Genomic DNA, 24,919 nt, shown 5'->3' with positions numbered 1-24,919 from the left:
ATCATGGAAGTATATAACAAACTGACAGATTTGACAAAAAAATATCCCCGTCTGACGGTGGCCTTGGGCATGTTTGACGGCGTGCATATCGGCCATCAGAGCATTATCCGCCGTGCGGTGGAACTGGCCCGTACAATTGACGGCCGGTCAGTGGTCTTTACCTTCAGCAATCACCCTTTGTCGGTGTTGGCACCGCAGGCCCTGCCGCCACAGATAGGCAATAACAGCCTGCGTGAACAGCGTCTGGCGGAGCTGGGGGTAGATATACTAATCTCTATTCCTTTTACCAAGGAATTTGCCAGCCGCCGGCCGGAGGAGTTTTTGGAGCTTTTGCGGCAGAATCTGGCACCTTATTATGTGGTGACAGGCCCAAACTATACCTTTGGCAACAAGGGCAAGGGCACGCAGCGAATGCTAATGCGTTCGGGGCTGGAATACGGCTTTACGGCCGAAATTTGCCCGGCTGTTCTGCGTGATGGCCGGCCGGTCAGCTCCACGCGTATCCGCAAACTGCTGTCTGAGGGTGATTTGCAGACGGCCAGTGACTTTTTAGGCTATCCTTTTACGGTGATAGAACGCGTCATTCATGGTGACGAACGGGGGAGAGTTATCGGCTTTCCAACGGCTAACCTGGCTATCAGCGAGCAGCGCGTCATGCTGCCCAATGGGGTTTATGCTGTGGGCGTAACCTATCAGGGAAAGCATTATAACGGCGTGGCCAATATCGGCAATAATCCCACCTTCAAGGGCTGTAACCGCCGCATTGAAGTGAATATCGACGCGTTCAGCGGCAATATCTACGACATGCTTATCGCCGTGGAGTTTTTGGCAAAACTCCGTGACGAAGTGAAATTCGATGGTGTGGAACAGCTCGTCAGACAGATAAAAAAAGATAAAGAAAAGGCCAGGAACTACTGGCAATACTGAAAAATGCTGTGCAGGCTTTAGTAGCTTGCACAGCATTTTTATTTCTTATACATGCGGCTGAGCGCATTGTCTTTAAAGATATTGCCCTGTTCGATGTAGCGATGGACCATTTTTTCGGATTTGTGACGTGTCTGCCGCATGATGGTCAGGGCGTCGATATCATGCTGGGCAGCACTGGTGGCAAAGCCGCGGCGCAGGCTGTGCCCGGCAAACTGCCGGGGGTCAAGTCCGGCCAGACCGGCGTATTTCTTGACAATCAAGGCCACGGACTTGTCGGATAACTGCACATCACGCAGGCTTTGCGCCTTGGTGATGGGGCGGAAGATGGGGCCATGTGAAATACGGGCGGCATCAAGATATTTTTGCAGGGCCCGTACGGCGCAGATTTCCGGGTCAGGCGCATAGGGAATGGCAATGTTGGAACCATGCCCCAGCTGGTCTCCTTTGGCCTTGGGAATGAAGATGACAAGCCCCTGCGTGGTGAAGGTAAGTTCCTCGCGTTGGACACTTACGAGTTCTGACCGGCGGAACGCCCCGGCAAAACCCAGAAAAATGAGCGCTTTGTCGCGCAGGCCGGTCAGGCTTTCTTCGTCGAAACAATCGGCCAGCAGGTAGAGGGTTTCCATGAGAATGGGGGACTTGCCACGCTGGAAGGTTCCCTTTTCGCGGCGTATGGCGGCCATGGCGGCGCGTACCATGCCGTCCTTGGCCGGGTTGTTTTTGCCGTAACCGGCGGCAATATGGTTTTCGGAAATGGCCGTAATGCGCCGCGAAACGGTGTTGGCCTTGGCATCATCTGCCAGGTCGTTTATGTAGTTGACAATGGTTTCCGGGGCTGCAGGCAGGTCGCGTTCCCCGTGATACTGACACCAGTCAGCAAAATCGTTCCAGTCGCAGGCATAGGCTTTGAGTGTATTGTCGGCCTTGGCCTTTTCCAGCCGGCGTTTGGCCTTGGCTGAGAGCCGTTGATTGGCAGCCACGCGCTGGTTCTTTACCAGCATGAAATTATCTTTAGTGTTCATAGGCGTCCGTCTTTCGTAAAAATATATACATATAATACAACATTTCCGTGGCTAAAAGCAATAAAATAACCCTACCGCCAACCGCGATAGGGTTATTTTATGATATATCAGCTTTTGGTGATATTTATGCGCAAATTAAAGGGCACGCTGAACCTTACCAGAACGCAGGCAACGCGTGCAGACGTTTACACGTTTTACTTCGCCTTCAACAACAGCGCGTACACGCTGGATGTTCGGCTTCCAAGTACGTCTCGTCTTCAGGTGGGAATGGCTGACATTGTTGCCAGACAGTTCGCCTTTTGCGCAGATTTCGCAAACACTTGCCATGTGTTACACCTCCTTAACCTGTGGGAGCACTAACACTCCTAACACACAATAATGGTATTCTAACATAAAAAGGCAGGGGGTGCAAGTATTTTTACTTGACAGGCCGAAATTTATTTCCGAAAATCTTGCAGAAGGTGCAATCAATGGTGCAAATCGGGTTTTTATTACTATTTTATATTGTATAATAGATAAATTTATAATAAAATACGACTATGGGATAAGGTTAGGTCCTAATCTCAAATAAAATACGGAATGGGTTGTGTTATGAAAAACTTCAGATTGACAGAGAAAGAAATGAATACGCTGGCTGAGCGTTATCCGACACCGTTTTTGGTGGCATCGCTGGACAAAGTTGAGGAGAACTACCAGTTTATGCGCCGTCATCTGCCAAGGGCAGGGGTGTATTACGCAATGAAGGCCAATCCGACACCGCAGGTGCTGCAAAAATTGGCGGCACTGGGTTCTCACTTTGATGTGGCGTCTGCCGGGGAAATGGAAATCCTCCATGAGCTCGGGGTCGGCGGTGAACAGATGATATATGCCAATCCGGTAAAGGACAGGGCAGGACTTAAAGCCGCGGCGGCTTTTGGCGTGCACCGCTTTACCTTTGACGATGAATCAGAAATAGATAAGATGGCTGCGGCTGTGCCCGGTGCGGACGTACTGGTGCGGATTGCGGTACGCAATAATAAAGCCCTGGTCGATTTAAATACAAAATTTGGTGCGCCGGTGGAAGAGGCTCTGGGGCTGTTACAAAAGGCACAGGCTGCCGGCCTGCATGCCATTGGTATCTGTTTTCACGTGGGCAGCCAGTCTCTGTCTACGGCCGCCTATGAAGAGGCGCTGCTGGTGGCACGCAAGCTCTTTGATGATGCTGCAGAAATGGGCATGCAGCTGACGGATTTGGACATTGGCGGCGGTTTCCCTGTCCCCGCAGCCGAAGGTCTTAATGTAGATTTGGCCGCGATGATGGAGGCCATCAACAAGCAGATTGACCGTCTGTTCCCCGATACCGCGGTATGGACGGAACCGGGCCGTTATATGTGCGGTACGGCTGTAAACCTGGTGACGTCTGTCATCGGCACCAAAAAGCGCGGCGCACAGCCCTGGTATATTTTGGACGAAGGGATTTACGGCTGCTTTTCGGGTATTATGTACGACCATTGGACATATCCGCTGCACTGCTTTGGCAAGGGGAAAAAGACGCCGGCAACGTTCGGCGGTCCGAGCTGTGATGGTATTGATGTGCTTTATCGTGACTTTATGACGCCGGAGCTTAAAATCGGGGACAAGGTTCTGGTCACGGAGATGGGCGCTTATACCAGCGTCAGTGCAACGCGGTTTAACGGCTTTTATCTGGCACCAACGATTATTTTTGAAGACGAGCCGGAGTATGCGGACCGTATGCAGCCTGATGATGAACAGGCAGATAAGGCGGCGGTATGATGGATATTGCAGAGATAAAACACATGCTCTTTCATGCGCTGACGGAAGAGTCTTTGGAGGAACGGCTGGACCAGGCCAAATCCCAGCAGGAAGTCTATGCTATTCTGCAGGAGCTTGATTACTTCACGCTGACAATGGAGGAGTTTCAGCAGGGTATCACTGCCATGCAGGCAGACGCTGAGCAGGAATAACTTAAACAGTATATTAAAAGGAGGCCGCGGCTTGATAACCGCCGGCCTCCTTTACTATTGGCAGCCGCTTACCATGTAAGAGGTGATACAAGTCTTTTTTTTGCTTAACCCTTTTCAGAGGGCGGTGTTTGGAGTATAATAGCGAAGTTACTGCATTTATTTAAAAATATTTTGGGAGGCAGGTATGGAATTATTGATTACAGCCCTGGGGCTTTATGCCTTGGGAACTTTGGCAATTATCTGGCCCAAGCGCTTAGAACTTGCCGCACACTATACGGCCATGTGGCTGGCCACGGGTGCCAGTCTTATGGTGCTATGGGTGGCGTGCCAGTTTTTAGGTCAGGCCGGCTGGGGAATGCCTATTTATAATGATACAATTTGGCAGCTGGGGCGGTATTCGCTGGTGCTGGACAGCTGGAGCGCGGCCTTTTTGCTGATTATCGGCCTGTCCGGTGCGGCCGTCAGCATTTATGGTATCGGTTACGGCCGTGGTTATCTGGGCAGCCGTATCCGTCAGCTGGCCGGCCTGTGGAACCTCTTTATCGGCTCCATGGTAATGGTGGTGCTGGCCGGTGACGCCTTTACCTTTATCCTCGCCTGGGAAGTTATGGCTCTGGTGTCCTTCCTGCTCGTGAATCACGAGAGCGAGAAAAAACAGGTGGTGCATGCTGCTTACCAGTACATGGTAATGACGCATATCGGCACGGCGGCCATTTTAATTGCCTTCTATATTTTAGGCGGTGGGGCGGACAGTTTTGCTTTCAAGGATTTGGCACATAGCGAACTGACGCTGCCTTTGCAGCACCTGGCCTTTGGCTGCGCTTTTGCCGGTTTTGCTTTGAAGTCCGGTCTTATGCCGCTGCATGTCTGGCTGCCCAATGCTCATCCGGCAGCCCCGAGTCATGTGTCAGCATTGATGAGCGGCGTTATGCTGAAGGTGGCGGTTTATGGTTTTGGCCGCTTTGTCTTTGAGTTTATCGGCGCTGAGGTGCTCGGCTACGGTCTGGTGGTTATGGTCATCGGTCTGCTGTCAGCTTTCCTGGGCGTGCTGTACGCGTCCATGGAAAAGGATATGAAACGTATTCTGGCCTATTCCTCCGTGGAGAATATGGGCATTATCTTTGCGGCCTTTGGCTGCGGTATGGTACTTACGGCCCTGGGGCACAGCCGTCTGGCCATGGTAGCGTTCACGGCTGTGCTGGTGCATTCTGTGGCCCACAGCCTGATGAAATGCCTGCTCTTTATGAGTGCCGGTTCGGTTATGCACGCTACGGGCACACGCAATATCGAAAAGCTGGGCGCGCTGGCGGAGAAAATGCCCTGGACGGCGGCTTTTACCTTCGTGGGTTCCATGTCCCTGGCCTCGCTGCCCTTTACGGCCGGCCTGGCAGGGGAGTGGCTGACACTGCAGAGCATGATGACGCTGGCGTTTCAGGCTGCCTCCACAGAGCTGCGCCTGCTCGTAATTTTTGCTTTCGTTCTGTTGGGCCTGACGGGGGCATTGGCCCTCGGCTGCTTTGTACGGCTTTACGGCGTGGCCTTCCTGGGACGCCGCCGTTCCGGACTTGTCTTAAAAGCACATGAAATGCCTTTTTCCATGCTGCTGGGCATGGGGATTGAGGCTGTGGCCATCATCATCGTCGGTGTAATGCCGGCACCGTTGGTCAATATTATGCGTAATGTCCTGCTGGTTGATGGCGAGGCCATGCCCGGGGGTAATTTCCTGGGTATCTGGTGGGACGGCGGTCAGTCTGTAGCCCTGTTCAGCCCCTGGCTGATTCTGCTGCTGGCCGGTGTGCTGATAGCGCTGCTGTGCGCTGCTTTAATCAGCCGGAAAATCGTGGTCACGCAGGACGTTACCTGGAACTGCGGTACGGAACCTACCCGCCGCCAGCAGTACACGGCAACAGGCTTTTCCAAGCCTTTGCGCCGGGCTTTCGATTTCATTCTGAAACCGCGCCGGGAACGCGTATTTCTGCAGCGTGAGCATGCATATTTTGGGCGCAAGCTGCAGTATAATCTGCAGATTCCTGACCAGTTTACGGACAGGCTCTATCGTCCGGTGCAGCATGTTCTGATTCGCAGTGCAGAAATCCTGCGCAAGCTGCAGCAGGGCAGTGTGCGCCTGTATATCGGTTACACTATGCTGGCTATGGTAGTGGTTCTTCTTTGGGGGGCGATGTGATATGGTAATGGATATAATGATAGCAGCCGGTCAGGCTGTACTGTTGCTGTGTCTGGCACCGCTGATTGTTGGGATTATCAACAAGACCAAAGCAATCCTGCAGAAACGGCAGGGGGCCAGTGTATTTCAGGAATACTTTGACCTGTGGAAGTGGTGGCAGAAACCTGTCATCGTTACCAAGTATTGCAGCTGGGTGTTTTTGGCAGCACCGGTGGTGTACCTGGCCACCAGCATAATGGCAGCCATGATGCTGCCGGGCCTTTTACAAAACGGCCTGCGTCTTGGTGACGCCTTTGTCTTTGTATATATTCTGGCTTTGGGCCGGTTCTTTATGACTTTGGGTTCCATGGATTCTGCTACGGCGTTTGGCGGCATGGGCGGTTCCCGCGAAATCTATATTTCCGTACTGGTGGAACCGGCGGTCATGCTGGCCATTCTCGTCAATGCCGCGCGTTACGGTTCCACAACTTTATCGCAGATGGTCATTGACTACAATGCCTTTTACTTTACTGTGCCGGCAGTAATGGCAGGCGTGGCCTTTTTCCTGGTCATGCTGGCGGAAAACAGCCGTCTGCCGGTGGATAACCCGGACACCCATCTGGAACTGACCATGATTCATGAGTGCATGACGCTGGAGTATTCGGGACGCCTGCTGACCTTTATACATTGGGGCAGCATGTTAAAGATTCTTTCCTTTCTGGTGCTCTTTGGGGCGCTCTACATGCCCCTGCCGCTGCCGATAGCCGTGAAGGTGCTGCTGAGTGCCGTGCTTATCGGTCTGGTGGAAACGCTGAACAACAAAATGCGCCTGTTTAAAGTACGCGTGTATCTGTCGGCAGCTGTCGTCATGCTGGCGGTAGCTTTTATTGCTCAGTAAGAAAGGAGTAAGTAAGTGGAATATATAGTAGTTCTGCTCCTGTTTGTGGTTGTTATGCAAACAAGGGTAATGGAATTGCGCCGCTCAGTTGTCTGCCTTATGATTCAGTCGGGACTTATTGCCAGTGCCTGCATAGTGGTGGGGCTCAATCATGGCCTTTGGCATGCGCTGGTGCCCTGCCTGCTGACGATTGGTGTTAAAGTCATTTTCATTCCGGGCACGATGCTGCGCTTAATCGATAAAATCACCGATGACCGGGAGATTTTTTCCAATATAAATGTAAACTATGCGACGCTGGCCGCGGCAGCCTTTTTGGTGCTGGGCTATATTCTGGCCGGGCGTTTCATGCTGGCACCAATCGCCAGGGATATTTTTGCCGCGACCATCATGATGATTATGACGGGGCTGGCTCTGATGGTAATGCGCCGCCGCGCTATTTTGCAGATGTGTGGTCTTATCACGCTGGAAAACGGGATTTACCTGCTCGGCCTGATTATCACGCAGGGCCTGCCGCTCGTGGTGGAGCTCGGTGTATTCCTCGACGTGCTCATCGCGGTCGTCGTGCTCGTCATTCTGACCAACCGTATGAGCCTGTCCTTTATGACCACGGATACCACGGTTATGAAAAAGTTGAAAGGGTGAGGCAGTAGTAATGGAATTATATTATATTTTGGCACTGCCACCCATCTTTGCCATGGTGGCAGCCAGCAATGTGCTCAGTCTGTCTGTACTGCACTGGGCTGACAGACTGACGGCCTGTGCCGTCTTTGGCTGTATATTGTCCTTAGGGGCGCATTTTGTTCCGGCCGAGCCCCTGCGTCTGAACTATTTTATGGTAGACGCGTTCAGCCTGTGGATGCTGTTCATCATCGGCCTTTTGTATATGGCCTTTGCCTGGACCAGCAAGGCCTATCTGGAACGTGACACCAATATCCGCTATGGTTACCTGCGCCGGTTTACGCATTTGGAAGGCCGTTTTTACGCGTTGTCCCATCTTTTTGTCTGGACGATGATGCTGGTGGTGACGGTGGACAGCCTGGGACTGATGTGGGTGACGATTGAGGCCACTACGCTCGTTTCGGCGCTGCTTGTAGCGTTTAAATTTACCCGTACATCTTTAGAGGCAGCCTGGAAGTATGTAATGGTCTGCACCGTAGGCATCTGTCTGGCACTCTTAGGTACGATTATCGTTTATTATGGCCAGCTGCAGGCCTTGGGCGACACAGCACCCCTTAACTGGGAGTTCCTTAGTGAACACGCTGTGATGCTGGACCCTGATGTGGCTAAGATGGCCTTTTGCTTTCTGTTTGTGGGCTATGGTACGAAAATTGGCCTGGCGCCGATGCATGCCTGGCTGCCGGACGCTCATTCCGAGGCCCCGGCCCTGACCAGCGGCCTGCTTTCCGGGGCGCTCTGTATCTGTGCCCTGTACGTGCTGCTGCGTGCTACGGCTGTTTTAATGCCGGCTGTAGGCATAGATTTTATCAGCAATATGTATATCTACTTTGGCCTCTTTACCATTGCTCTGGCTGTACCATTTGTGGTGGTGCAGCGCGATGTAAAGCGTATGCTGGCTTATTCCTCCATGGAAAACTTCGGCCTGCTGGCTGCCGGCTTTGGCCTGTTTATGCCGCTGGCTGCTGAGGCCTCCCTGCTGCACATGTTCAACCATGCACTCGTTAAGTACATGCTGTTCTATACGGCAGGGACGATTATGGAAACGTATGCCACAAAAAACATGATGCGCATTCATGGCATGATGCAGCAGGCACCGCGGACAGCGATGTTCTGGCTGCTGGGCATTGTGGGCATTTTAGGTATGCCGCCCATGGGTGTATTCTTCAGTAAGTTCTTTATCATCGCGTCGTTCTTTGAAAATAATCACCCGTATCTGGGTATTATGGCGCTGCTTTTCCTGGCTGGCATGCTCTTTGGTATTCTTTACCATGCCATGCGTATGCTCGGCGGCAGACCGAGCCGCAAATCGGCCGGCGAACTGCTGGGCCGTCTGGATATGACGGTGCTCATCATCATGCTGGCAGGCAGCGGCCTTATCAGTGCTTTTGCTTATGAAATTCCGTATGTCGGCACTATTCTGACGGCAGCGGCACAGATTGTCCTGGGAGGTGTACACTAATGGCAGAGGCAATATGGCAGCTTAAGACTGTCAAACCCAAGGCCCTGAAGGGGACGGCAAATATCCTGTCCAACGGTGGCAAAAATCCCTTGACAGCGATGTTTGGCCGTGACGAATCAGAAAATCCTGACGTACAGGGCTATGCTATCTATGTGGTCTTTGAAAACCTGGCCGAGCATAGGCTGGAGGCGGTAAAGGCCATCTTTGAGCCGGGGGAATCCCTGTGCTATGAATCCCTGACGCCGCTTATCCCGGCTGCGGCCTGGTATGAACGGGAAATTCAGGATATGTTTGGCATTGTGCCCCAGGGACACCCGGACCCGCGTCCGTTGGTACTTCATGATACCTTCCCGGAAGGTTATTATCCCCTGCGTAAAAAAGTCGACAAGACGGCACAGGTGCGCGGCCAGCGTCGTATGGACATGGCTGTGGCACGCGGCGAGGGACTCTTTGAAGTTCCGGTAGGGCCAATTCATGCCGGTATCATAGAGCCGGGACATTTCCGTTTCAGTCAGGCTGGTGAATCCATGCTGCAGCTGGACGCCCGTCTCTTTTACACTCATCGCGGCCTGGAAAAGGTGATGGAGGGTAAAACCGTAACAGAGGCGCTGCCAATTGTGGAACGCATTTGCGGTGCCTGCTCCGTGGCCAACACCTGGAGCTATTGCCAGGCTGTGGAAAAAATTGCCGGCGTAAAAGTTCCGCGCCGGGCGGAAATCATCCGCACGCTGCTGGCGGAAGTGGAGCGCATAACCAACCATGTCGGTGACCTCGGCAATATTCCGGCCGGTGTAGGTTTCAATCCGGCTATCAGTTTGGGCGGCCGCACGAAGGAATTGCTCATGCGCCTGCAGGAACAGCTGGCCGGCAATCGTTTCCTGCGCGGTGTCATCGTGCCCGGCGGCGTAGCTAAGGATATTACGCCGGCTTTGGCAGACGCTGTCACGGCGGCGCTGGAGAAAGCCGCACAGAATGTGGCTGACCTCGACGCAATGTTTGCGCAGCAGGCCAATTTCCAAAACCGTATCCGCACGACGGGAACGGTGCGCAAAACCACAGCTGTGGACTTAGCTATGGTAGGGGTGGGGGCCAGAGCCTCCGGCTTTGCCCATGACAGCCGCAAGGACTTTGCCTATGGTGTATATCCGGAACTTGACTTCCAGCTGATTACGGAAACGAGCGGTGATGTGGCTGCCAGATTGGCCGTACGCATTCGGGAACTGCGCGAGTCCTTTGCCTTGGTTAAGGCTTTACTGGCCAAACTTGACCAGTCAGCTGACGAGTCAGATTTGACCGTCAATATTGACTGGTCAAATGTCAGCGGCGAGGGCTGGGGAATCAGCGAATCGGCCCGGGGCAGTGATTTCCACTATGCAGCCCTTATTGATGGCCGAATCGACCGTATTTTTGTCCGCAGCGCCTCCTATCCCAACTGGCCGGCTGTGACTATCGCCGTACAGGGGGATATCATTCCTGACTTCCCGTTGATAAACAAGAGCTTTGAGCTTTGCTATGCTTGTATAGACCGCTGATTAGGAGAGTATCATGTTTAAGGTAATAGAACGACTGTTAAAAGATAAAATCGCTACCGAAGAACTGTCTTTCAGCGGCAGTGAGCGTTATCGGGGAAAGATAACCGGCAGCTGTCCGCAGAATTTGCGGGCAGCCTGTGCCGCTGCATGTCCGGTTGGTGCCTTTCAGCCGGCTGAAAACGAGGCCGGTTATACTATTGACTACCGGCGCTGCCTTTTCTGCGGTGCCTGTGTAGCTAAGGCGATGGGGGCAATTAAGCATGAAAACAGCGATGCCATGCCCGTACTCACGGAAACGGCGGCTGAAGTAACGGCCGCGGCCATCAAGCAAAAACTTGGCCGCAGCCTGCATGTGCGCCACTTGGACGCCGGCTCCTGCAATGCCTGTGACTTTGAAATGGGAGCCATGTCCAATCCGGTTTATGACCTGCACCGCTTTGGTGTTCATGTTGACGCGTCACCGCGCCATGCTGACCTGCTTATGGTTACTGGTGTAGTGACACGCAATTTGGAACAGGCGCTGAAAATGTCTTATGATGCCATGCCCGAGCCACGCCTCGTCATGGCATGCGGTGCCTGTGCTGCCGGCGGCAATACCTACGGCGAAAGTTACGCTATTGTCGGGGCTGCCGACAAGGTAGTGCCGGTCGATATTTATATCCCTGGCTGTCCGCCGCGTCCGGCGGCGATGATTGCCGGCCTGCTCGCGGCAGCTGATATGCTGAAAGCAAAAATGTAAGAAAATACGACAAACTGCCCTGTAATATTGTAGGGCAGTTTTTTCTTTTTCTTATCACTGACAGACAATTCCAATAAATAACATTATTTAAATTTGAACAGAAAATAGTTGACATTTATGGAAAAATAAGCTAATATAATACGCGTGGTGAGAAACAAAAAGTGAAAAGCTTCTCAATCTGCAAAGTATCTTTTTATGAAAGAGGTTGAATGTAAAATGGCAAACATCGATCTTAGCCAGTATGGTATCACTGGTACGACTGAAATTCTCCACAATCCGTCCTATAAGACGCTTTTTGAAGAAGAAACTAAAGAAGGCTTAACTGGATATGAACAGGGTCAGGTTTCCGAGCTGGGCGCCGTAAACGTCAAGACCGGTATCTTCACTGGCCGTTCTCCTAAAGATAAATTCATCGTTGACGATGAGACTTCCCATGACACTGTTTGGTGGGATTCTGAGGATTATCACAACGATAACCACAGAGCTACGCCGGAAACCTGGAACGCTCTGAAAGAAATCGCCAAGAAAGAACTCTCCAACAAGAAACTCTACGTAGTAGATGCTTTCTGTGGTGCCAACAAAGACACGCGCATGGCTGTACGTTTCATCGTGGAAGTTGCTTGGCAGGCTCATTTCGTAACGAATATGTTCATTCAGCCGACGGAAGAAGAACTGGCTAACTTCAAGCCGGACTTCGTTGTTTACAACGCTTCCAAGGCTAAGGTAGAAAACTACAAGGAACTGGGCCTCCATTCCGAAACGGCAGTTGTATTCAACCTCACGAGCCGTGAACAGGTTATCATCAACACCTGGTACGGCGGTGAAATGAAGAAGGGTATGTTCTCCATGATGAACTACTTCCTGCCGCTCAAAGGCATTGCTGCTATGCATTGCTCCGCCAACACGGACAAGCAGGGCCAGAACACGGCTATCTTCTTCGGCCTCTCCGGCACGGGTAAAACCACCCTGTCCACGGACCCGAAACGTCTGCTGATTGGTGACGATGAACATGGCTGGGATGATGAAGGCGTATTCAACTTCGAAGGCGGCTGCTATGCTAAGGTTATCAATCTTGACATGGAATCCGAGCCAGACATCTATGGCGCTATCAAACGTAACGCTCTGCTCGAGAACGTAACTCTTGATGAAAAGGGCACGATTGATTTCGCTGATAAGACCATCACGGAAAACACCCGTGTATCCTATCCTATCGACCACATCAAAGGCACTGTTAAGGGCTTTGTAAATGATAAGAGCGCAGCTCCGGCAGCCAAGAGCGTTATCTTCCTGTCCGCTGATGCTTTCGGCGTACTGCCGCCGGTTTCCATCCTGACTCCGGAACAGACGAAGTACTACTTCCTCTCCGGTTTCACGGCTAAACTGGCTGGTACGGAACGCGGTATCACCGAACCGACGCCGACCTTCTCCGCTTGCTTTGGTCAGGCATTCCTCGAACTGCATCCGACCAAGTATGCTGAAGAACTCGTTAAGAAGATGGAAGCTAACGGCACGAAGGCATACCTCGTGAACACGGGCTGGAATGGTTCCGGCAAGCGTATCTCCATCAAAGATACCCGCGGCATCATCGATGCTATCCATAGCGGCGCTATCAAGAAAGCTCCGACCAAGAAGATTCCGTTCTTCAACCTCGAAGTACCGACGGAACTTGAGGGCGTTGACACGAACATTCTCGACCCGAAGGATACTTATGCTAACCCGGCTGAATGGGAAGAAAAGGCTAAAGACCTTGCTCAGCGTTTCATCAAGAACTTCGACAAATACACGAAGAACAATGAAGCAGGTAAGGCTCTTGTTGCTGCTGGCCCGCAGCTCTAAGATTGCATAATAGAAAGACCATCGCATTTTTACCGTGCGATGGTCTTTTTTTGACATTTGACAAGTCAATTTTAAGGGAAATCTAATGCAGGCGTGCTATACTTTCTCAGAGAATTTTGTGAAAGGCAGGGAGTATGATGACATTAAGTTTTGAGAAAAGATTTCCCACAGAAGAAGAACGCTATGAAAAATATATCTGGCTGATAAAACTGTCCATAATTGCAAATATTTGTGCCTATATCGCCATCATCTTAGCAGATGCAGATGCTATGAACCTCATGCGGGTAGTCAAATTTGTTTTATGGACAGTAATTTATATCGTACTCCTGCAAACAGCCTGGAAAAGCAGAGCCCTTCATTTTATTATCCGCCTTTGGCTTTGTGCTGCCAGCAGTGTTGCCTTAATGGCGCCGCTGATAGCTTATTTCGGATTTATGCCTATGTTGTTTGGCGCCGTTATTACCATCTTTGCCAATCGAAAACATCTGAAAATATTTTTAAGGTACAAAGATTTTCTAAAGTATCTTGCCGCTTGTTTTGGAATAAGTATCCTGATGAATGTGGCCGGCTGTGTAGGAGTGCCGGGAATAGATAATGCAACACTGTATCAGATAAAACATCTGTTGCTGTTTTATTTATTATGGCGCTTGCTCCAGCACGAATGCAAACAGGGCAGACCCTTTCGGGAAACCATCCGCATACTTATGCTGATGCCGGTAATCGGTGTATTCATGCTGATGGGCTGGCTGTCCATTATCCCCATGCTTAGAAAAAAGCTGTTCGGTGAAGACGGCCACGACTTTTTAGCGCTGGAGAAGTAACTGAAAAAAATCATTAAGGCACACGGGCTTTTATCCGATATACCAATAAGGATGATTGAGGACTTTCATCAGGGAGGATAAGGCAATGCGTATCTTGAAAAACTTGACCAGGCAGGAGCTGGACTATTATACCAGCCAGCCCACGGCGAAGAAACTCAATGAGCGAATCAAGACGGACGGCGTGACCGTTCCCGCTCCCAATGCAGAACAGCAGGTTAAGCGTTCAGCAGCTGAGGATAAGGTGGATATTTCCGCAGCTGGTTATGAACTGCAGCGGGCAGATGAGCAGGCTGTCCGTGAACAGACGGAGGAAGCCCCGCGGATTGATTATTCCGTTTCCCGTCAAGGTGACAGCAATAAATTTGTCATCCGTTTTGGGAATGCAGCTATGGTCAGCCGGGCGGTGAAGCAGGGCTATATCGAGGTCGAAGGTCAGCGGATTGACCTTTCCGATGATGTGAAGAAGCAGCTGCTGGCCACGAGCAAACAGATTCAGGATATGAAGGAGGGCGTTTCCCTGCATAACTTCCTGCTCCACGAAGCGGCCAATGCCCGCCAGAACAGTGACGCTATGAAAGAAGCCAACGACAAGATGAGCCGCGCCATGCAAACCGCATCCCGCATCATGCATGGCCGCAAAGTTTCCCCTGCCGATGAAAAGGAACTGATGGAGTTTAACAAAGACCTCTACGCCATGGCAAAGAGTGCCGCGGCTTTGGAACAGCACCGCCGTAAGCGGGACGACAAGGATGATGAAAAGATTTCCGCCGACAACGAGGAAGCCCGGGCACGGGAAGCCGAGCCGAAGGATTACAGCGTGGAAGAAATGCCCATGCCTGACGTCGAAACTCAGATGACGGTTTCTCTGGATGGAGAAGTGGGTGAGGTAATCGATATTGGAACAGGGAAGGATGTGTAAATCATGGCAGATATGAGAATTGGCGCGGGTTTCAGCTCGCCTTATGAACGATATGACAACTATGGCAGTTACAGAGAATATGGGAAAGAAAATGCTGGGTATGAAGCAGACAGCGTTTCTTCCCCGCAGGAAGAGGAGAAAGACCAGAATGTAAATGGCCGCAAATCTAGTCCCGGGGAATGTGAAACCTGTAAGAACCGCAAATATCAGGATGGCTCCAATGAGATGGTTTCGTTCAAGGCAGCAGGGCATATTGACCCCAACAGTGCCGCTTCGGTCGTTATGAGTCACGAACAGGAACATGTATCCAACGCCTACCAAAAGGCGGAATTGGGCAATGGGGAAGTGGTAAGGGCCAGTGTGCGCCTAAAGACAGATGTCTGCCCGGAATGTGGCCGAACCTATATCTCCGGCGGTGAAACCTCCACCCAGATTCGCTACTACAACGAGGACAATCCCTATCAAAAGGATTTGAAATCCGCTGATGTCAGCAAATACCGGGGCGCCAATGTGGATTTTGATGCTGGCTGAAGCTGATAGAACAGCTTCCACTGTATACAGAAATTGAAGTAAACGGCCAAATCTACTGGTTCATGCATGCTGACTGTGAGCCTGACGTTCCACTGACCGAGCAAAAAACAAAAACATTATTGTGGAACAGAAGCCTGGCTAACTAAGTGGAGAAGTATATCAGTCATCGGAATAGCAATGAAAATAGAAAATCGAGAAAGGGGGGCTAAGCCCTTATTCTCGGTTATTTTTATCAAGATGATATGGTCAGGTTGTAGTGATATAGAAATAGGGACCTTACCTCGAAAATTCAGGAGGTTTAGGTCCCTTGTGGTATTATTTCCAGTATTGATTGAAAGTTCCTTTGGGATAGTCTGAGGGATGAGCCCATCCAACAGTGCCATCTGACTTTCTGAGGCACATCCAAAAATCAATGCCTAAATCGGCAGTGGTTGCCTCGCCAATATAAACGCCCCATGGGGAATTGGCGTTTGCAGTGGTGAATCCTGAAATATTGTACCCCTCCAGCCACCAGAGCAGCTGTCCGTTCCATAAGCCAAGATATGTTCCTTCGCCAGTATACTGGAGCAGATGAATGATTGTGCCGGGATAAAGCGTGATGAACTGTGGACTAGATGAGTTTTGATACTTATAAGCCTTGGTGGCTTTCAGTACTTTGACTGCATGACGATTGGGGTGAGTATAGACCACGCAAGAAATGCGATCAACGACTTCATTGACAGAAATTGTACCGCTTACATTGCTGCTCCTGGGGGCTGCATAGAGAGTTACGGGAGCTTGGACTTTTAGTTTTACGTTGACTGCAGCTTCAGCTGGCATTCTATCCCATACCGTATAGTTTGCAGGAATTTCCGCAGCTAATACATATGTTGCAGTTAAAAATAGGATAGCCATAAGTAAGAAGGGGATTTTCATATGTGTTCGACTCATATAATCACATCCTTATCAGAGCCTGCGGATACCAAACCATTGTGCATTTTGATCCCAGAAAAGCTGGAGCTGAAGGTCAACAGCGAATTTGCGCTGGTAGCCATATTGAGCACCAGGGGGCATATATTCATGCCTACTGGTGAGAATGAAGCGGCCAGTTGCATCGTTGTTTAGTGCTGTGCTGATTTGATGCCATTCGCCGGGCGTATACCCCATGGCCGCAAGACTATCAATGGAGACGTAAGTAACCCATTGACCATCTTTCTTACCGATAATCCAATAGCCACAGTTTTTGGCATGAGCACCTACGTCAGCAATTATTTCGAAGAATTGCATGCTGGGAAAGGTCGTGTATATTTTGCGGATTTTATAGCCGATTCCAGCATTATCACCATCATAAGCGGTGAATGAGAGATAGTCACGAGTTCCGTTACGGCTCATGAGTCGCAGTACGCCATCTCGCTGGAGGATGAACTTAATGGCCTCATTATCATAGGTTTCATTGAGTACGCGGGTATCCAAATAGAGAAATGTGGATTCACCGGGTGTCAGGAATCCTGTTTCCTGCGCAGAGACCGCCTGTGGGATGCCAAATAGGCAGGCCATTAACAAGAAACAACTAAGTAACAGTTTTTTCAATTCAAGCACCTCCTAAAAATGAAGAATCATAAACCTATATAGTGATTCGACTACAAAGCCAAGATTCCTTTAAGTATATCAGATATGAACGGAGGAAAAAATTTTACTTGTAATGGTTTGTAATGTATAGGGGGTTGATGTATGGAAACAAGACCCAAAAAATCAAGAAAAAAATCTCCGTCCCGATGGAGCAGTGGAATTTGTTCTATCTGTGGTGTATGGGTAAATATGAATACTCAGGAGCATGCGGAGGGGCATGGCTTCAAGAATGCCGACAAGATGGCAAAGGCTGGCGTCGTAAAATCAAACAACAAAATGGGGTGAAGAAAATCAGCACGGTAATTTACTATTACTCGGCAACGGGTAACTCGTTGTATGTGGCGCGGGAATTGTAGAAAGCGGTCAATGATGTAGAGATAAGGTCGATTGTAGAAGCTATGCAGGAAGATAAGCCGCAGGTCAATGCAGAATGCGTGGGATTTGTATTTCCTATGCATTACTTTGGCTTGCCGTTGCAGGTTGAGCACGATACTGGAATCTCCGTATATCTTTGCCATAGCTGCCTGTGGCGTTCCTTATTGGGGCAGGCCGTTTGTGGATGCGGAAAAGATATTGAAGGAAAAGCATAGATTATGGCGAAATAACAAAGGGCAGAAAAAGGTACCGGCATAAGAAAATCAAAGCGGCAGAGCTAATCCGGAGGAATGTGTGATGCTTCAGGTCTATACAGGGAATGGCAAAGGAAAGACCACAGCGGCTATGGGACTTGCCATCCGGGCATTAGGGGCAGGCAGGAAAGTTTATATCATGCAATTTATGAAAAGCCTGGCCTATAGTGAGCAGAAGATTCTTCAGGGCTTTGCGCCTGAACTTATTTTAAGAACCAGTGGTAAGCCGTTTTTTGTTGCGGAAGAAGGAACTTTAAGTAATGAGCTGCGGGATAAGCTGGGAGACAGCGTAGTGATTTTTCCGAAGGGGAAACCTCCGCAGGATTATGTTGAACTTATAAAAGATGGCTTTGTTGAAGTGACAAGAGCAGTATCTTCGGGGGATTACGGGCTGATAATTCTGGATGAACTCAATATGGCATTGCATTTTGGGCTGATAGGCAGAAGTGATGTTGAGGAACTGCTGGAAAAGGCGCCAGAGAATACGGAACTGGTGATTACCGGAAGATGTGCTCCAGATTGGCTGATTGAGCGGGCTGACCTGGTTACAGAAATGAAGGAAGTTAAGCACTACTATACGAAAGGTGTCGAGGCGCGTAAGGGGATAGAGTGTTGATGAGGAGGAGAGCGGAATGAGCAGGATAAAAGAACTTAGAAAAGTAGTTGGCAGTAAACTGCGCGAAAGCATAACGGATGTGGAAAAGCTGGAAAGTGCCTATGCGCACCTTTATGGCGTTTCCCTCGCCGCTACAGTGATAGCGGAAAAGCGTGGCGAGGATTCGGAGTTTGCCAGCATGGCCGCCATGCTGCATGACATAGCAGCCTATGTCAATGGAACATATGATGACCATGCGCATAGAGGGGCAGATATGGCGAAGGAAATTCTGTTGCGAAATGCCTTGGCTAAGCCCAAGGAAATTGACATTATATGCTCTGCTATATACCATCATGATGACAAAATGGTGAGGGATGAGCCGTTGGCTGAAGTGCTGAAGGATGCAGATGTCATGCATCATACATTCAACGATTTGGCAAAGCCGGTCAAGGAAAAGGAGCTAACACGCTATCTGGCATTAAGGCAGGAATTCGGACTGCCAGTACAGGAGTAGAATTTTTGCAAAAACTCACGATGAGGAGCATTTATGGTCAATAAAATATTAACCAGCTTTTTTGTGCGCAGGCTTCCGGAAATCAGAAGAAGCAAGGGCATCACAAGAAAAGAAATTGCCAAGGGAGTTGGTATTACCTTAGGCAAGTATGACAAATGGGAAGCCGGAAAGGTGCTGCCTAAGTCAGAGGATATTGCCCGGCTCGCCAGCTTCTACAAAATGAGCGTGGATGAATTTTTGGGGCTTACGGAAGAAGAAAGTGAAGTGATTAAACAGAAGCTTATAGAAGATGCCGAAAGGCTTTCGCCTGAGGCGCGGAAGATTGTGGTAGATGCCATGACGGACAAGCAGGCATAAAATCTGCTGGGGGTGATGACATGGACTATTCGGTGGAATATCGGAAAAATAAGATGCCAATGGAGCTCTTTCGGCAGAGATATCAGGATAAGGAAAAATACATGGCATATTGTCGTGAGTGCCCAAGGTACGATACCGTCTGGAGCTGTCCGCCGTTAGATATAGATTCGGAAGTCTATTTATCCCGATTTGAATGGATAAATGTGGTGGGGGCTAAGATCAATCTGGAACGCCATGTGATAGAAGATGCTGATACTGCAGACAAAATAAAAGATCAGGGCTGGAGGATTGTGTCTGAAGTGAAGCTGCGCATGGAAGAAAAACTACGCAAGCTTGAGAGGGAACTTCCTGGAAGCATATCCCTTTCGTCTGGTGGCTGCAATTTGTGCATAGAGTGCAGCCGGAAAGCAGGTCAGCCATGCAGGTTGCCGGATAAGATGAGATATTCGCTGGATGCCTTTGGCTTCGACCTGAGTGCCATAACCCAGGATATGTTGGGAATAGAAATCCAGTGGTGCAGGGACAGACTGCCGGACTACTTCACCTTGGTTCATGGGATAATGACGGTGAACGAGGTGCCGGAGAAAATATGGTTGTCTATAAAAGCAGATATCAAATAATGCCTGTGATCAGGCAGTGTGTTAGAGAAAAAATCTGAGGTGATAGCATTGGTAAAACTGACAGGTTACTACCAGCTGCCGGGGGCAATTCCGCAGTCGGTGGATTTTGAGGACTTATTCGATAAATCATTCATGCGTAAGTATACGAACTACCGCAGCTTCGAGAAATTCCTGCAAGGGGGAAGATTCCATATCACATCTCAGCAGGATTTTGAGGATCTTCCCGAGGAACAGATGGATAAGCACGTTGCCAAGACTACACGGTTTAGAAGCTGGGGAGAAATGATTGATTTCGCGACAGATATCTATGCGCGGAAACAGGATAAGAAGATGTCATAAAAAAACGCCGGGAGCTATGTAGAGACCCCCATAAGTTAGATTTCTTGGTCTAACTTATGGGGGTCTCTACATCATGCGGTAGCCTTTTTGGCGCGTTGGTAATAATTTTGGGATTAGGAAAATTGGGGAAAGCGTGTATGATAGCCGAGGTGCTTGGATATTATAATTTGGCAATTATATCGGAAATTGCCACAATTACGGCAGAGCCACTGATGGCAATCCTATGGTTTTCCATAATTTCACAGCGAAGAGTGCCGCCTCGCTTGGATGCCTGATAAGCATTTATTACAGATTTTTGCATTTGTGATGCCCAATAATCTGCAATTTGGCAATGAGCTGAGCCGCAAACAGGGTCTTCGGCTATGGATAATTTAGGAGCAAAACTTCTCGAAACACAATCAAACTCCAATCCTATCGCCGTAGCATTTTGGATGCGTCCATCGATGTTTTTCAGCAATTTCTGATTTGGATGCATTGTACGCACATCGTCCTCTGTCTCAAAGACACAAATCAAATCCAGTCCAAGGATTGCTTTTTTCGGGCGAATGCCAAAGGCGGCTTCCATATCATCTGTAACGGGAATTTCCTGCAAGTCGTATCGTGGAAAATCCATCTCATACATATCTTCGTTACGTTTGACGGTCAAGAGACCGCTCATTGTGTTGAATCGAACAACATCACTGTTCGGATTATAATAATTCAGAATGACAAACGCAGAAGCAAGAGTGGCATGGCCGCAAAGCTCCACTTCTGTTCCTGGAGTAAACCAGCGAAGGTGGTATCCTTGTTGTTCCTTAACGATAAACGCAGTTTCGGATAGGTTGTTTTCCATCGCCAATTTCATCATGGATTCATCGGATGGCCAAGCATCCATGACACAAACTGCAGCTGGATTTCCCGAAAATGGCTTATCTGTAAATGCATCAACTATATATTGTTTCAAACTTAAATACCTCCTGGTAAAATAGTACGTCGAGAAAGAATTCACAGCCTAACCGTGATTTTTCTTCCGGTATGATAAGTGTTTTGGTAAAGCTGGCCAATTCGTCAGCCGTCAGCCCAGACGCGGATTCCTGCATAAAGTCATAGTCAAGTGTTCCGGGGGAATGTCATAATCGGCTAGAGCTCTAGTCATGAACTAGAGAATTTTGTGGGCTGTGCTGCAAATGATATAGCCTGTGGTTTCCTGTAGCATAATTTTTTGTTTATTGTATAACTGAAATTATTATAGCATAGTCTGGCAAGTCAATATCATGGATTATCAATTCCGGGAAAAATATATTATTTGTGAACCCGTGGCAGTGCCCATTAGTATCATCGGAGATTTATAGGCGGCTGGATTGCTAGGCTTTATAAAATTCGGAGTTTCACCGAACTATGATTCACTTTAGGTATAAAGTGTTGCTTGCTAGTTAAACAAATAATAATATAGATTACTACACCTATTGACATAATAGGTGTAAAGTTGTAATATAGACACATCGCAAGATGTGGGAACTGACTGGACAACCAGAGGTTTTGCAGTGGGAGTAGTATTTCCTATGCAAAGCCTCTTTTGTTTTAGGATTCTGCAAAGGCGCATGACTAACGATTTAACTGTATACGAGGGAGGTTTGATTGGTGAAAAAAATCATCGGCATTGGGGGAAATTTGATGTTTGATGCAGCGGGTATGTTCCCAGGATATCCCCGAGCCTATGTGAACCATGATTATGTGGCCGCCGTAAAAGCTGCTGGAGCTGTACCACTGGTTTTGCCGGTTTTGTCTGATGCTGAATGTGTTGAACGACAGCTGTCTGTGGTTGATGGCCTGATAATTACCGGTGGCTATGATGTAAATCCGTTGCTGTTTGCAGAGGAGCCACATAAGTTGTTGGGAGAAACACTCAAGGAAAGGGATGATTTTGACCTGCTATTGATAAAAACAGCAAGACGCTTGGGGCTGCCGGTACTGGGCATTTGTCGTGGCCTGCAAATACTGAATGTAGAAGCAGGGGGAAGCTTATATCAGGATTGCAGTGAAGCTGATAAATGTTATGTCAGACACTGGCAGGGCAGTAATCCTGCGCAGGCTACCCATACGGTTTCGTTCTTAGAAGATTCATGGCTTTATTCTATATTTGGAACTAAAACTGAAACCAATTCCTTTCATCATATGTCCATAAAGAAAATTGCTGATATGTTTAGAGCAGTTGCTTGGGCGGCTGATGGGACTGTCGAGGGCATTGAATCAGTGGATGGGCCGTTTGCTGCAGGCGTGCAATGGCACCCGGAGATGATGCATCGGCAGGAAAAGATGCTTGCTTTGTTCAAATCGTTTGTGTCTAAGACATAATATTTGCTTGTAGAGGGGGATTTTTATGGTAAGAGAGAAATTTGGCTTTTGGAGTATAGTTTTGTTGGGGATTAACGCTATCATCGGTTCAGGTATTTTCCTGCTTCCCAACAAGGCGTATGCATTGTCCGGCAGTTATTCTTTGCTGGTTATTCTGTTTGATGCTTTTCTGGCTATTTCACTGGCTTTGTGCTTTGCGGAACTAAGCGGTTTATTCACGCGTAATGGCGGCCCTTATATTTATGCCAAGGCAGCTTTTGGCAACTTCATCGGTTTCGAGGTTGGCTTTATGAAGGCTGCTATCAGCATTATTGCCTGGGCGGCGATGTCCAATGGTTTTGCAACGGCATTAGCCGCCATATATCCAGAGGCGGGGATCCCTTTGGTGAAAAACTTCATCATTGTGCTCCTTATGGGCTCTTTAGGACTTATGAATATTTTTGGTGTAAAATTGTCTAAAGCCGTGAACAATCTGGTAACAGTGGGGAAATTGTTGCCGTTGGTTCTGTTTATCGCGGCAGGATTGTTCTGCCTTCAGGGCAATAATCTGGAATGGGGAACGGCGGCTGCAGCTGAAGAATTCTCCTTTGGTGCAGCTGCGTTGTTGATAATCTATGCATTCACGGGTTTTGAGGCCATTGCTGAAGCGGCAGAGGATATGGAAAATCCCAAGAAAAATCTGCCACGCGCAATTGTTATGGTCATGTTGGTCGTATCGGTATTTTATTTCTTGATACAGACGGTTTCCATTGGCGTTTTGGGGGCAGGATTAAGTGAGACCAAGACGCCGATTGCGACGGCAGCAGCTTATATTTTTGGCCCGGTTGGTTTGGCATTGGTAACTGCTGGCACGTTAGTATCCATCGGCGGCATCAACATGGCTTCATCTTTTTTGACCCCCAGGGTAATTGTCGCTATTGCTGATGATAAAATGCTGCCGCCGGTTTTATCGCGCTATAGCCGTTGGGGGACACCATATGTGGCGATTATATTTTCTACGGTTGTGGGCATACTGATTGCGCTGTCCGGCTCGTTCACTACCTTGGCTGCTATCAGCGTGGTTTCACGCTTTGCCCAATATCTTCCCAGCTGCCTGGCTGTTTTGGTTCTGCGCCACCGTCACCCGGAAGCGCCAAGCTCTTTGCAAGCTCCGTTTGGCCCGCTGTTCCCTGTAGTTTCGATTGCTGTTAGTATTTGGCTGCTTCTGCAGGCAGATATAGATAAGATTATCTTTGGTCTTGGGGGGCTTGTAGTAGGTATTCCTTTTTACTTTTTGATGAAAAAACAATATCTGTCAAAGCAAGGGGCAAATGAACAAGATAATAATGAAGGCGTTCCCGTAGAGAGCACAGCAGGTAGATAAATAACTGTATCAATGCAGAACGAGCAATTATATGTATTCTAATCAAAGATCGGCTAAATAAAGGGAGGCAGGATATGGAAGAAATTGCACATTGGCTTTATGCCATAGATGAACTTGTTTGGGGAACCCCCATGACCGTCATTTTGATTGGTACTGGGATAATATTGTCTATTCGTTTATTACCAGGATTCCATGGATGAATTTGTTTGCGATAGATCCTTTGTGCTTAAGAATGCATTCGGCTGGAAACGGGGAGCTGTGGTGCTGGCGGTGTTCTGTTTTCTGTTTGGGCCTTGGACATGCAGTGTGCAAACAGAAGCCGTGGTCGGGTCGATGAACGAAGCTTTTGGAATTTCTGGTCTGTGTGGCCAGAGGCATCTATTCCAATGATGTGGGCACAGGTTATGGGATGATTGCCCATGCTACGGCTAAGACCGATCATCCTGTGAGACAATCTTTGTGGGGATGGGGAGAGGTTTTCCTGGACACCATGATTATCTGTTCAATAACAGCTTTTACTATCATCATTACAGGTTCTTACTACACCAGTGAGGCAACATCAGGTACCCTTACCACTGTAGCCTTCAGCAATGTGTATGGGGCTGTGGGAGGAAAGATGACCGCTTTGGTCATAGCGGTATTGGCGTGGACAACCATTATTGGCATGTATTATACCTGTGAAAAGTCGGTGAATTATGCCCTGGGGGATACCAAATTCAATAAAAGTCTCATGCCACTGTACAAAATCTACTACATGCTGTAGGACTGCTCCGAGTGATATAGCGTCTATTGCGGCTTGGGCAAGAAACAAAGCATTTTTTATAAAATCTTGATTAATTGAGATGAGCCATTGCGGGGAAATCGTCAGTATGAAAAAAGAGTCCTATTGGTGCCGGATAGCATCAGCAGGACTTTATTTCATGTGACTGATTTTCCGTACTGCTTAGAAAAGTTTGGTAAACAAAGGATAATGCTGCCTGTTTGCAGAATGAAGGAAGATGGGAGCGAGTCAGATTTCTGCCTATCCCAAGATGGAATGAATTCCAATAACAAACTAACGAAAAGAGGAG

28 protein-coding genes are annotated in these 24,919 nt (G+C 49.0%); 23 read left to right on the top strand and 5 right to left on the bottom strand.

Annotated features, from left to right (window positions below; translation table 11 throughout):
* The first annotated feature begins 3 nt into the window (after window positions 1-3).
* Entirely contained in the window at window positions 4-927 is a 924-nt protein-coding gene (locus DL94_RS0110585; protein WP_028130126.1) for a bifunctional riboflavin kinase/FAD synthetase, read from the top strand.
* Window positions 928-965: 38 nt separating this feature from the next.
* On the opposite strand, the gene DL94_RS0110580 is transcribed toward DL94_RS0110585, so the two are convergent.
* A complete protein-coding gene (locus DL94_RS0110580; RefSeq protein WP_028130125.1) occupies window positions 966-1,949 on the bottom strand; it encodes a site-specific integrase in 984 nt (327 codons plus the stop codon).
* A gap of 135 nt (window positions 1,950-2,084) precedes the next feature.
* The gene (gene rpmB / locus DL94_RS0110575) at window positions 2,085-2,276 is read right to left on the bottom strand and encodes a 50S ribosomal protein L28 (protein WP_014424781.1); all 192 of its coding nucleotides are present in this window, start codon (window positions 2,274-2,276) and stop codon (window positions 2,085-2,087) included.
* Between the two features lie 264 nt (window positions 2,277-2,540).
* Between rpmB and DL94_RS0110570 the strand changes: the two genes are divergently transcribed.
* From DL94_RS0110570 to DL94_RS0110515, 12 genes are all read left to right on the top strand, one after another.
* Window positions 2,541-3,722 (top strand): type III PLP-dependent enzyme, encoded by a 1,182-nt coding sequence (locus DL94_RS0110570; RefSeq protein ID WP_028130124.1) that lies wholly within the window; start codon window positions 2,541-2,543, stop codon window positions 3,720-3,722.
* A complete protein-coding gene (locus DL94_RS0110565; protein WP_156031808.1) occupies window positions 3,719-3,913 on the top strand; it encodes a hypothetical protein in 195 nt (64 codons plus the stop codon). The genes DL94_RS0110570 and DL94_RS0110565 overlap by 4 nt, the downstream gene beginning before the upstream one ends.
* 184 nt (window positions 3,914-4,097) lie before the next feature.
* A complete protein-coding gene (locus tag DL94_RS0110560; protein ID WP_028130122.1) occupies window positions 4,098-6,098 on the top strand; it encodes a proton-conducting transporter transmembrane domain-containing protein in 2,001 nt (666 codons plus the stop codon).
* A gap of 1 nt (window position 6,099) precedes the next feature.
* A complete protein-coding gene (locus DL94_RS0110555) occupies window positions 6,100-6,975 on the top strand; it encodes a respiratory chain complex I subunit 1 family protein (protein ID WP_028130121.1) in 876 nt (291 codons plus the stop codon).
* 15 nt (window positions 6,976-6,990) lie between these two features.
* Window positions 6,991-7,617: a hydrogenase gene (locus DL94_RS0110550; RefSeq protein ID WP_028130120.1), complete on the top strand. Its 627-nt coding sequence runs from the start codon at window positions 6,991-6,993 to the stop codon at window positions 7,615-7,617.
* 10 nt (window positions 7,618-7,627) lie between these two features.
* Complete coding sequence (locus tag DL94_RS0110545; RefSeq protein WP_028130119.1) at window positions 7,628-9,112, top strand: proton-conducting transporter transmembrane domain-containing protein; 1,485 nt, start codon at window positions 7,628-7,630, stop codon at window positions 9,110-9,112.
* The gene (locus DL94_RS0110540; RefSeq protein WP_028130118.1) at window positions 9,112-10,644 is read left to right on the top strand and encodes a hydrogenase large subunit; all 1,533 of its coding nucleotides are present in this window, start codon (window positions 9,112-9,114) and stop codon (window positions 10,642-10,644) included. The genes DL94_RS0110545 and DL94_RS0110540 overlap by 1 nt, the downstream gene beginning before the upstream one ends.
* A 13-nt stretch (window positions 10,645-10,657) precedes the next feature.
* Window positions 10,658-11,383, top strand: coding sequence for an NADH-quinone oxidoreductase subunit NuoB (nuoB, locus tag DL94_RS0110535; RefSeq protein WP_028130117.1), 726 nt, complete (start codon window positions 10,658-10,660; stop codon window positions 11,381-11,383).
* A gap of 216 nt (window positions 11,384-11,599) precedes the next feature.
* Window positions 11,600-13,219 (top strand): phosphoenolpyruvate carboxykinase (ATP), encoded by a 1,620-nt coding sequence (gene pckA / locus DL94_RS0110530; protein WP_026760739.1) that lies wholly within the window; start codon window positions 11,600-11,602, stop codon window positions 13,217-13,219.
* Window positions 13,220-13,353: 134 nt separating this feature from the next.
* A complete protein-coding gene (locus DL94_RS0110525) occupies window positions 13,354-14,040 on the top strand; it encodes a hypothetical protein (protein WP_156031805.1) in 687 nt (228 codons plus the stop codon).
* A gap of 85 nt (window positions 14,041-14,125) precedes the next feature.
* A complete protein-coding gene (locus DL94_RS0110520; RefSeq protein ID WP_028130115.1) occupies window positions 14,126-14,959 on the top strand; it encodes a hypothetical protein in 834 nt (277 codons plus the stop codon).
* A gap of 3 nt (window positions 14,960-14,962) precedes the next feature.
* Complete coding sequence (locus DL94_RS0110515) at window positions 14,963-15,490, top strand: hypothetical protein (RefSeq protein ID WP_028130114.1); 528 nt, start codon at window positions 14,963-14,965, stop codon at window positions 15,488-15,490.
* Window positions 15,491-15,805: 315 nt separating this feature from the next.
* On the opposite strand, the gene DL94_RS0110510 is transcribed toward DL94_RS0110515, so the two are convergent.
* Together DL94_RS0110510 and DL94_RS0110505 are read right to left on the bottom strand one after the other, a co-directional pair.
* Window positions 15,806-16,420 carry a hypothetical protein gene (locus tag DL94_RS0110510; protein ID WP_028130113.1) on the bottom strand — a complete coding sequence of 205 codons (615 nt, stop codon included), beginning with the start codon at window positions 16,418-16,420 and terminating at the stop codon, window positions 15,806-15,808.
* A gap of 15 nt (window positions 16,421-16,435) precedes the next feature.
* Entirely contained in the window at window positions 16,436-17,068 is a 633-nt protein-coding gene (locus tag DL94_RS0110505) for a hypothetical protein (RefSeq protein ID WP_231464654.1), read from the bottom strand.
* A 132-nt stretch (window positions 17,069-17,200) separates the two neighbouring features.
* Here DL94_RS0110505 and DL94_RS0110500 point away from each other — a divergent pair, with 132 nt between their 5' ends.
* From DL94_RS0110500 to DL94_RS0110470, 6 genes are all read left to right on the top strand, one after another.
* On the top strand, window positions 17,201-17,383 hold the full coding sequence (locus tag DL94_RS0110500) for a hypothetical protein (protein WP_197020740.1): 183 nt from the start codon (window positions 17,201-17,203) through the stop codon (window positions 17,381-17,383).
* A gap of 387 nt (window positions 17,384-17,770) precedes the next feature.
* Window positions 17,771-18,343, top strand: a complete 573-nt coding sequence (locus DL94_RS0110490; protein WP_028130109.1) for a cob(I)yrinic acid a,c-diamide adenosyltransferase — start codon at window positions 17,771-17,773, stop codon at window positions 18,341-18,343.
* 16 nt (window positions 18,344-18,359) lie between these two features.
* The gene (locus DL94_RS0110485) at window positions 18,360-18,836 is read left to right on the top strand and encodes an HD domain-containing protein (protein WP_028130108.1); all 477 of its coding nucleotides are present in this window, start codon (window positions 18,360-18,362) and stop codon (window positions 18,834-18,836) included.
* Window positions 18,837-18,869: 33 nt separating this feature from the next.
* Window positions 18,870-19,193, top strand: a complete 324-nt coding sequence (locus DL94_RS15370; RefSeq protein WP_051586419.1) for a helix-turn-helix domain-containing protein — start codon at window positions 18,870-18,872, stop codon at window positions 19,191-19,193.
* A 20-nt stretch (window positions 19,194-19,213) separates the two neighbouring features.
* Window positions 19,214-19,813, top strand: coding sequence for a DUF2284 domain-containing protein (locus tag DL94_RS0110475; RefSeq protein WP_028130107.1), 600 nt, complete (start codon window positions 19,214-19,216; stop codon window positions 19,811-19,813).
* A gap of 39 nt (window positions 19,814-19,852) precedes the next feature.
* A complete protein-coding gene (locus DL94_RS0110470; protein ID WP_231464657.1) occupies window positions 19,853-20,152 on the top strand; it encodes a hypothetical protein in 300 nt (99 codons plus the stop codon).
* A 160-nt stretch (window positions 20,153-20,312) separates the two neighbouring features.
* On the opposite strand, the gene DL94_RS0110465 is transcribed toward DL94_RS0110470, so the two are convergent.
* Window positions 20,313-21,095 (bottom strand): PhzF family phenazine biosynthesis protein, encoded by a 783-nt coding sequence (locus DL94_RS0110465; RefSeq protein WP_028130105.1) that lies wholly within the window; start codon window positions 21,093-21,095, stop codon window positions 20,313-20,315.
* A gap of 677 nt (window positions 21,096-21,772) precedes the next feature.
* Here DL94_RS0110465 and DL94_RS0110460 point away from each other — a divergent pair.
* From DL94_RS0110460 to DL94_RS14695, 4 genes are all read left to right on the top strand, one after another.
* The gene (locus tag DL94_RS0110460) at window positions 21,773-22,486 is read left to right on the top strand and encodes a gamma-glutamyl-gamma-aminobutyrate hydrolase family protein (RefSeq protein WP_231464651.1); all 714 of its coding nucleotides are present in this window, start codon (window positions 21,773-21,775) and stop codon (window positions 22,484-22,486) included.
* Between the two features lie 25 nt (window positions 22,487-22,511).
* The gene (locus DL94_RS14700; protein WP_051586418.1) at window positions 22,512-23,849 is read left to right on the top strand and encodes an APC family permease; all 1,338 of its coding nucleotides are present in this window, start codon (window positions 22,512-22,514) and stop codon (window positions 23,847-23,849) included.
* Window positions 23,850-23,923: 74 nt separating this feature from the next.
* On the top strand, window positions 23,924-24,049 hold the full coding sequence (locus tag DL94_RS16550; protein WP_255326889.1) for a hypothetical protein: 126 nt from the start codon (window positions 23,924-23,926) through the stop codon (window positions 24,047-24,049).
* Window positions 24,050-24,195: 146 nt separating this feature from the next.
* On the top strand, window positions 24,196-24,612 hold the full coding sequence (locus tag DL94_RS14695) for an alanine:cation symporter family protein (protein ID WP_028130103.1): 417 nt from the start codon (window positions 24,196-24,198) through the stop codon (window positions 24,610-24,612).
* Window positions 24,613-24,919 lie beyond the last annotated feature (307 nt).

Origin of the sequence: Selenomonas sp. AE3005 (assembly GCF_000686945.1) — a bacterium.
Lineage (GTDB): Bacteria > Bacillota > Negativicutes > Selenomonadales > Selenomonadaceae > Selenomonas_A.
The sequence above is the reverse complement of the archived record's forward strand: the minus strand, read 5'-3'. Positions and strand labels throughout refer to the sequence as shown.

What these genes read in the sequence shown, in the direction of transcription:
- DL94_RS0110510 (WP_028130113.1), bottom strand. Translation starts at nt 16,420, where the DNA reads ATGAGTCGAACACATATGAAAATCCCCTTCTTACTTATGGCTATCCTA.
- nuoB (WP_028130117.1), top strand. Translation starts at nt 10,658, where the DNA reads ATGTTTAAGGTAATAGAACGACTGTTAAAAGATAAAATCGCTACCGAA.
- DL94_RS0110580 (WP_028130125.1), bottom strand. Translation starts at nt 1,949, where the DNA reads ATGAACACTAAAGATAATTTCATGCTGGTAAAGAACCAGCGCGTGGCT.
- rpmB (WP_014424781.1), bottom strand. Translation starts at nt 2,276, where the DNA reads ATGGCAAGTGTTTGCGAAATCTGCGCAAAAGGCGAACTGTCTGGCAAC.
- DL94_RS0110560 (WP_028130122.1), top strand. Translation starts at nt 4,098, where the DNA reads ATGGAATTATTGATTACAGCCCTGGGGCTTTATGCCTTGGGAACTTTG.
- DL94_RS0110500 (WP_197020740.1), top strand. Translation starts at nt 17,201, where the DNA reads ATGGAAACAAGACCCAAAAAATCAAGAAAAAAATCTCCGTCCCGATGG.
- DL94_RS0110490 (WP_028130109.1), top strand. Translation starts at nt 17,771, where the DNA reads ATGCTTCAGGTCTATACAGGGAATGGCAAAGGAAAGACCACAGCGGCT.
- DL94_RS0110570 (WP_028130124.1), top strand. Translation starts at nt 2,541, where the DNA reads ATGAAAAACTTCAGATTGACAGAGAAAGAAATGAATACGCTGGCTGAG.
- DL94_RS0110540 (WP_028130118.1), top strand. Translation starts at nt 9,112, where the DNA reads ATGGCAGAGGCAATATGGCAGCTTAAGACTGTCAAACCCAAGGCCCTG.
- DL94_RS0110475 (WP_028130107.1), top strand. Translation starts at nt 19,214, where the DNA reads ATGGACTATTCGGTGGAATATCGGAAAAATAAGATGCCAATGGAGCTC.
- DL94_RS14700 (WP_051586418.1), top strand. Translation starts at nt 22,512, where the DNA reads ATGGTAAGAGAGAAATTTGGCTTTTGGAGTATAGTTTTGTTGGGGATT.
- DL94_RS0110515 (WP_028130114.1), top strand. Translation starts at nt 14,963, where the DNA reads ATGGCAGATATGAGAATTGGCGCGGGTTTCAGCTCGCCTTATGAACGA.
- DL94_RS0110545 (WP_028130119.1), top strand. Translation starts at nt 7,628, where the DNA reads ATGGAATTATATTATATTTTGGCACTGCCACCCATCTTTGCCATGGTG.
- DL94_RS0110555 (WP_028130121.1), top strand. Translation starts at nt 6,100, where the DNA reads ATGGTAATGGATATAATGATAGCAGCCGGTCAGGCTGTACTGTTGCTG.
- DL94_RS16550 (WP_255326889.1), top strand. Translation starts at nt 23,924, where the DNA reads ATGGAAGAAATTGCACATTGGCTTTATGCCATAGATGAACTTGTTTGG.
- DL94_RS0110520 (WP_028130115.1), top strand. Translation starts at nt 14,126, where the DNA reads ATGCGTATCTTGAAAAACTTGACCAGGCAGGAGCTGGACTATTATACC.
- pckA (WP_026760739.1), top strand. Translation starts at nt 11,600, where the DNA reads ATGGCAAACATCGATCTTAGCCAGTATGGTATCACTGGTACGACTGAA.
- DL94_RS0110565 (WP_156031808.1), top strand. Translation starts at nt 3,719, where the DNA reads ATGATGGATATTGCAGAGATAAAACACATGCTCTTTCATGCGCTGACG.
- DL94_RS0110585 (WP_028130126.1), top strand. Translation starts at nt 4, where the DNA reads ATGGAAGTATATAACAAACTGACAGATTTGACAAAAAAATATCCCCGT.
- DL94_RS15370 (WP_051586419.1), top strand. Translation starts at nt 18,870, where the DNA reads ATGGTCAATAAAATATTAACCAGCTTTTTTGTGCGCAGGCTTCCGGAA.
- DL94_RS0110485 (WP_028130108.1), top strand. Translation starts at nt 18,360, where the DNA reads ATGAGCAGGATAAAAGAACTTAGAAAAGTAGTTGGCAGTAAACTGCGC.
- DL94_RS0110525 (WP_156031805.1), top strand. Translation starts at nt 13,354, where the DNA reads ATGATGACATTAAGTTTTGAGAAAAGATTTCCCACAGAAGAAGAACGC.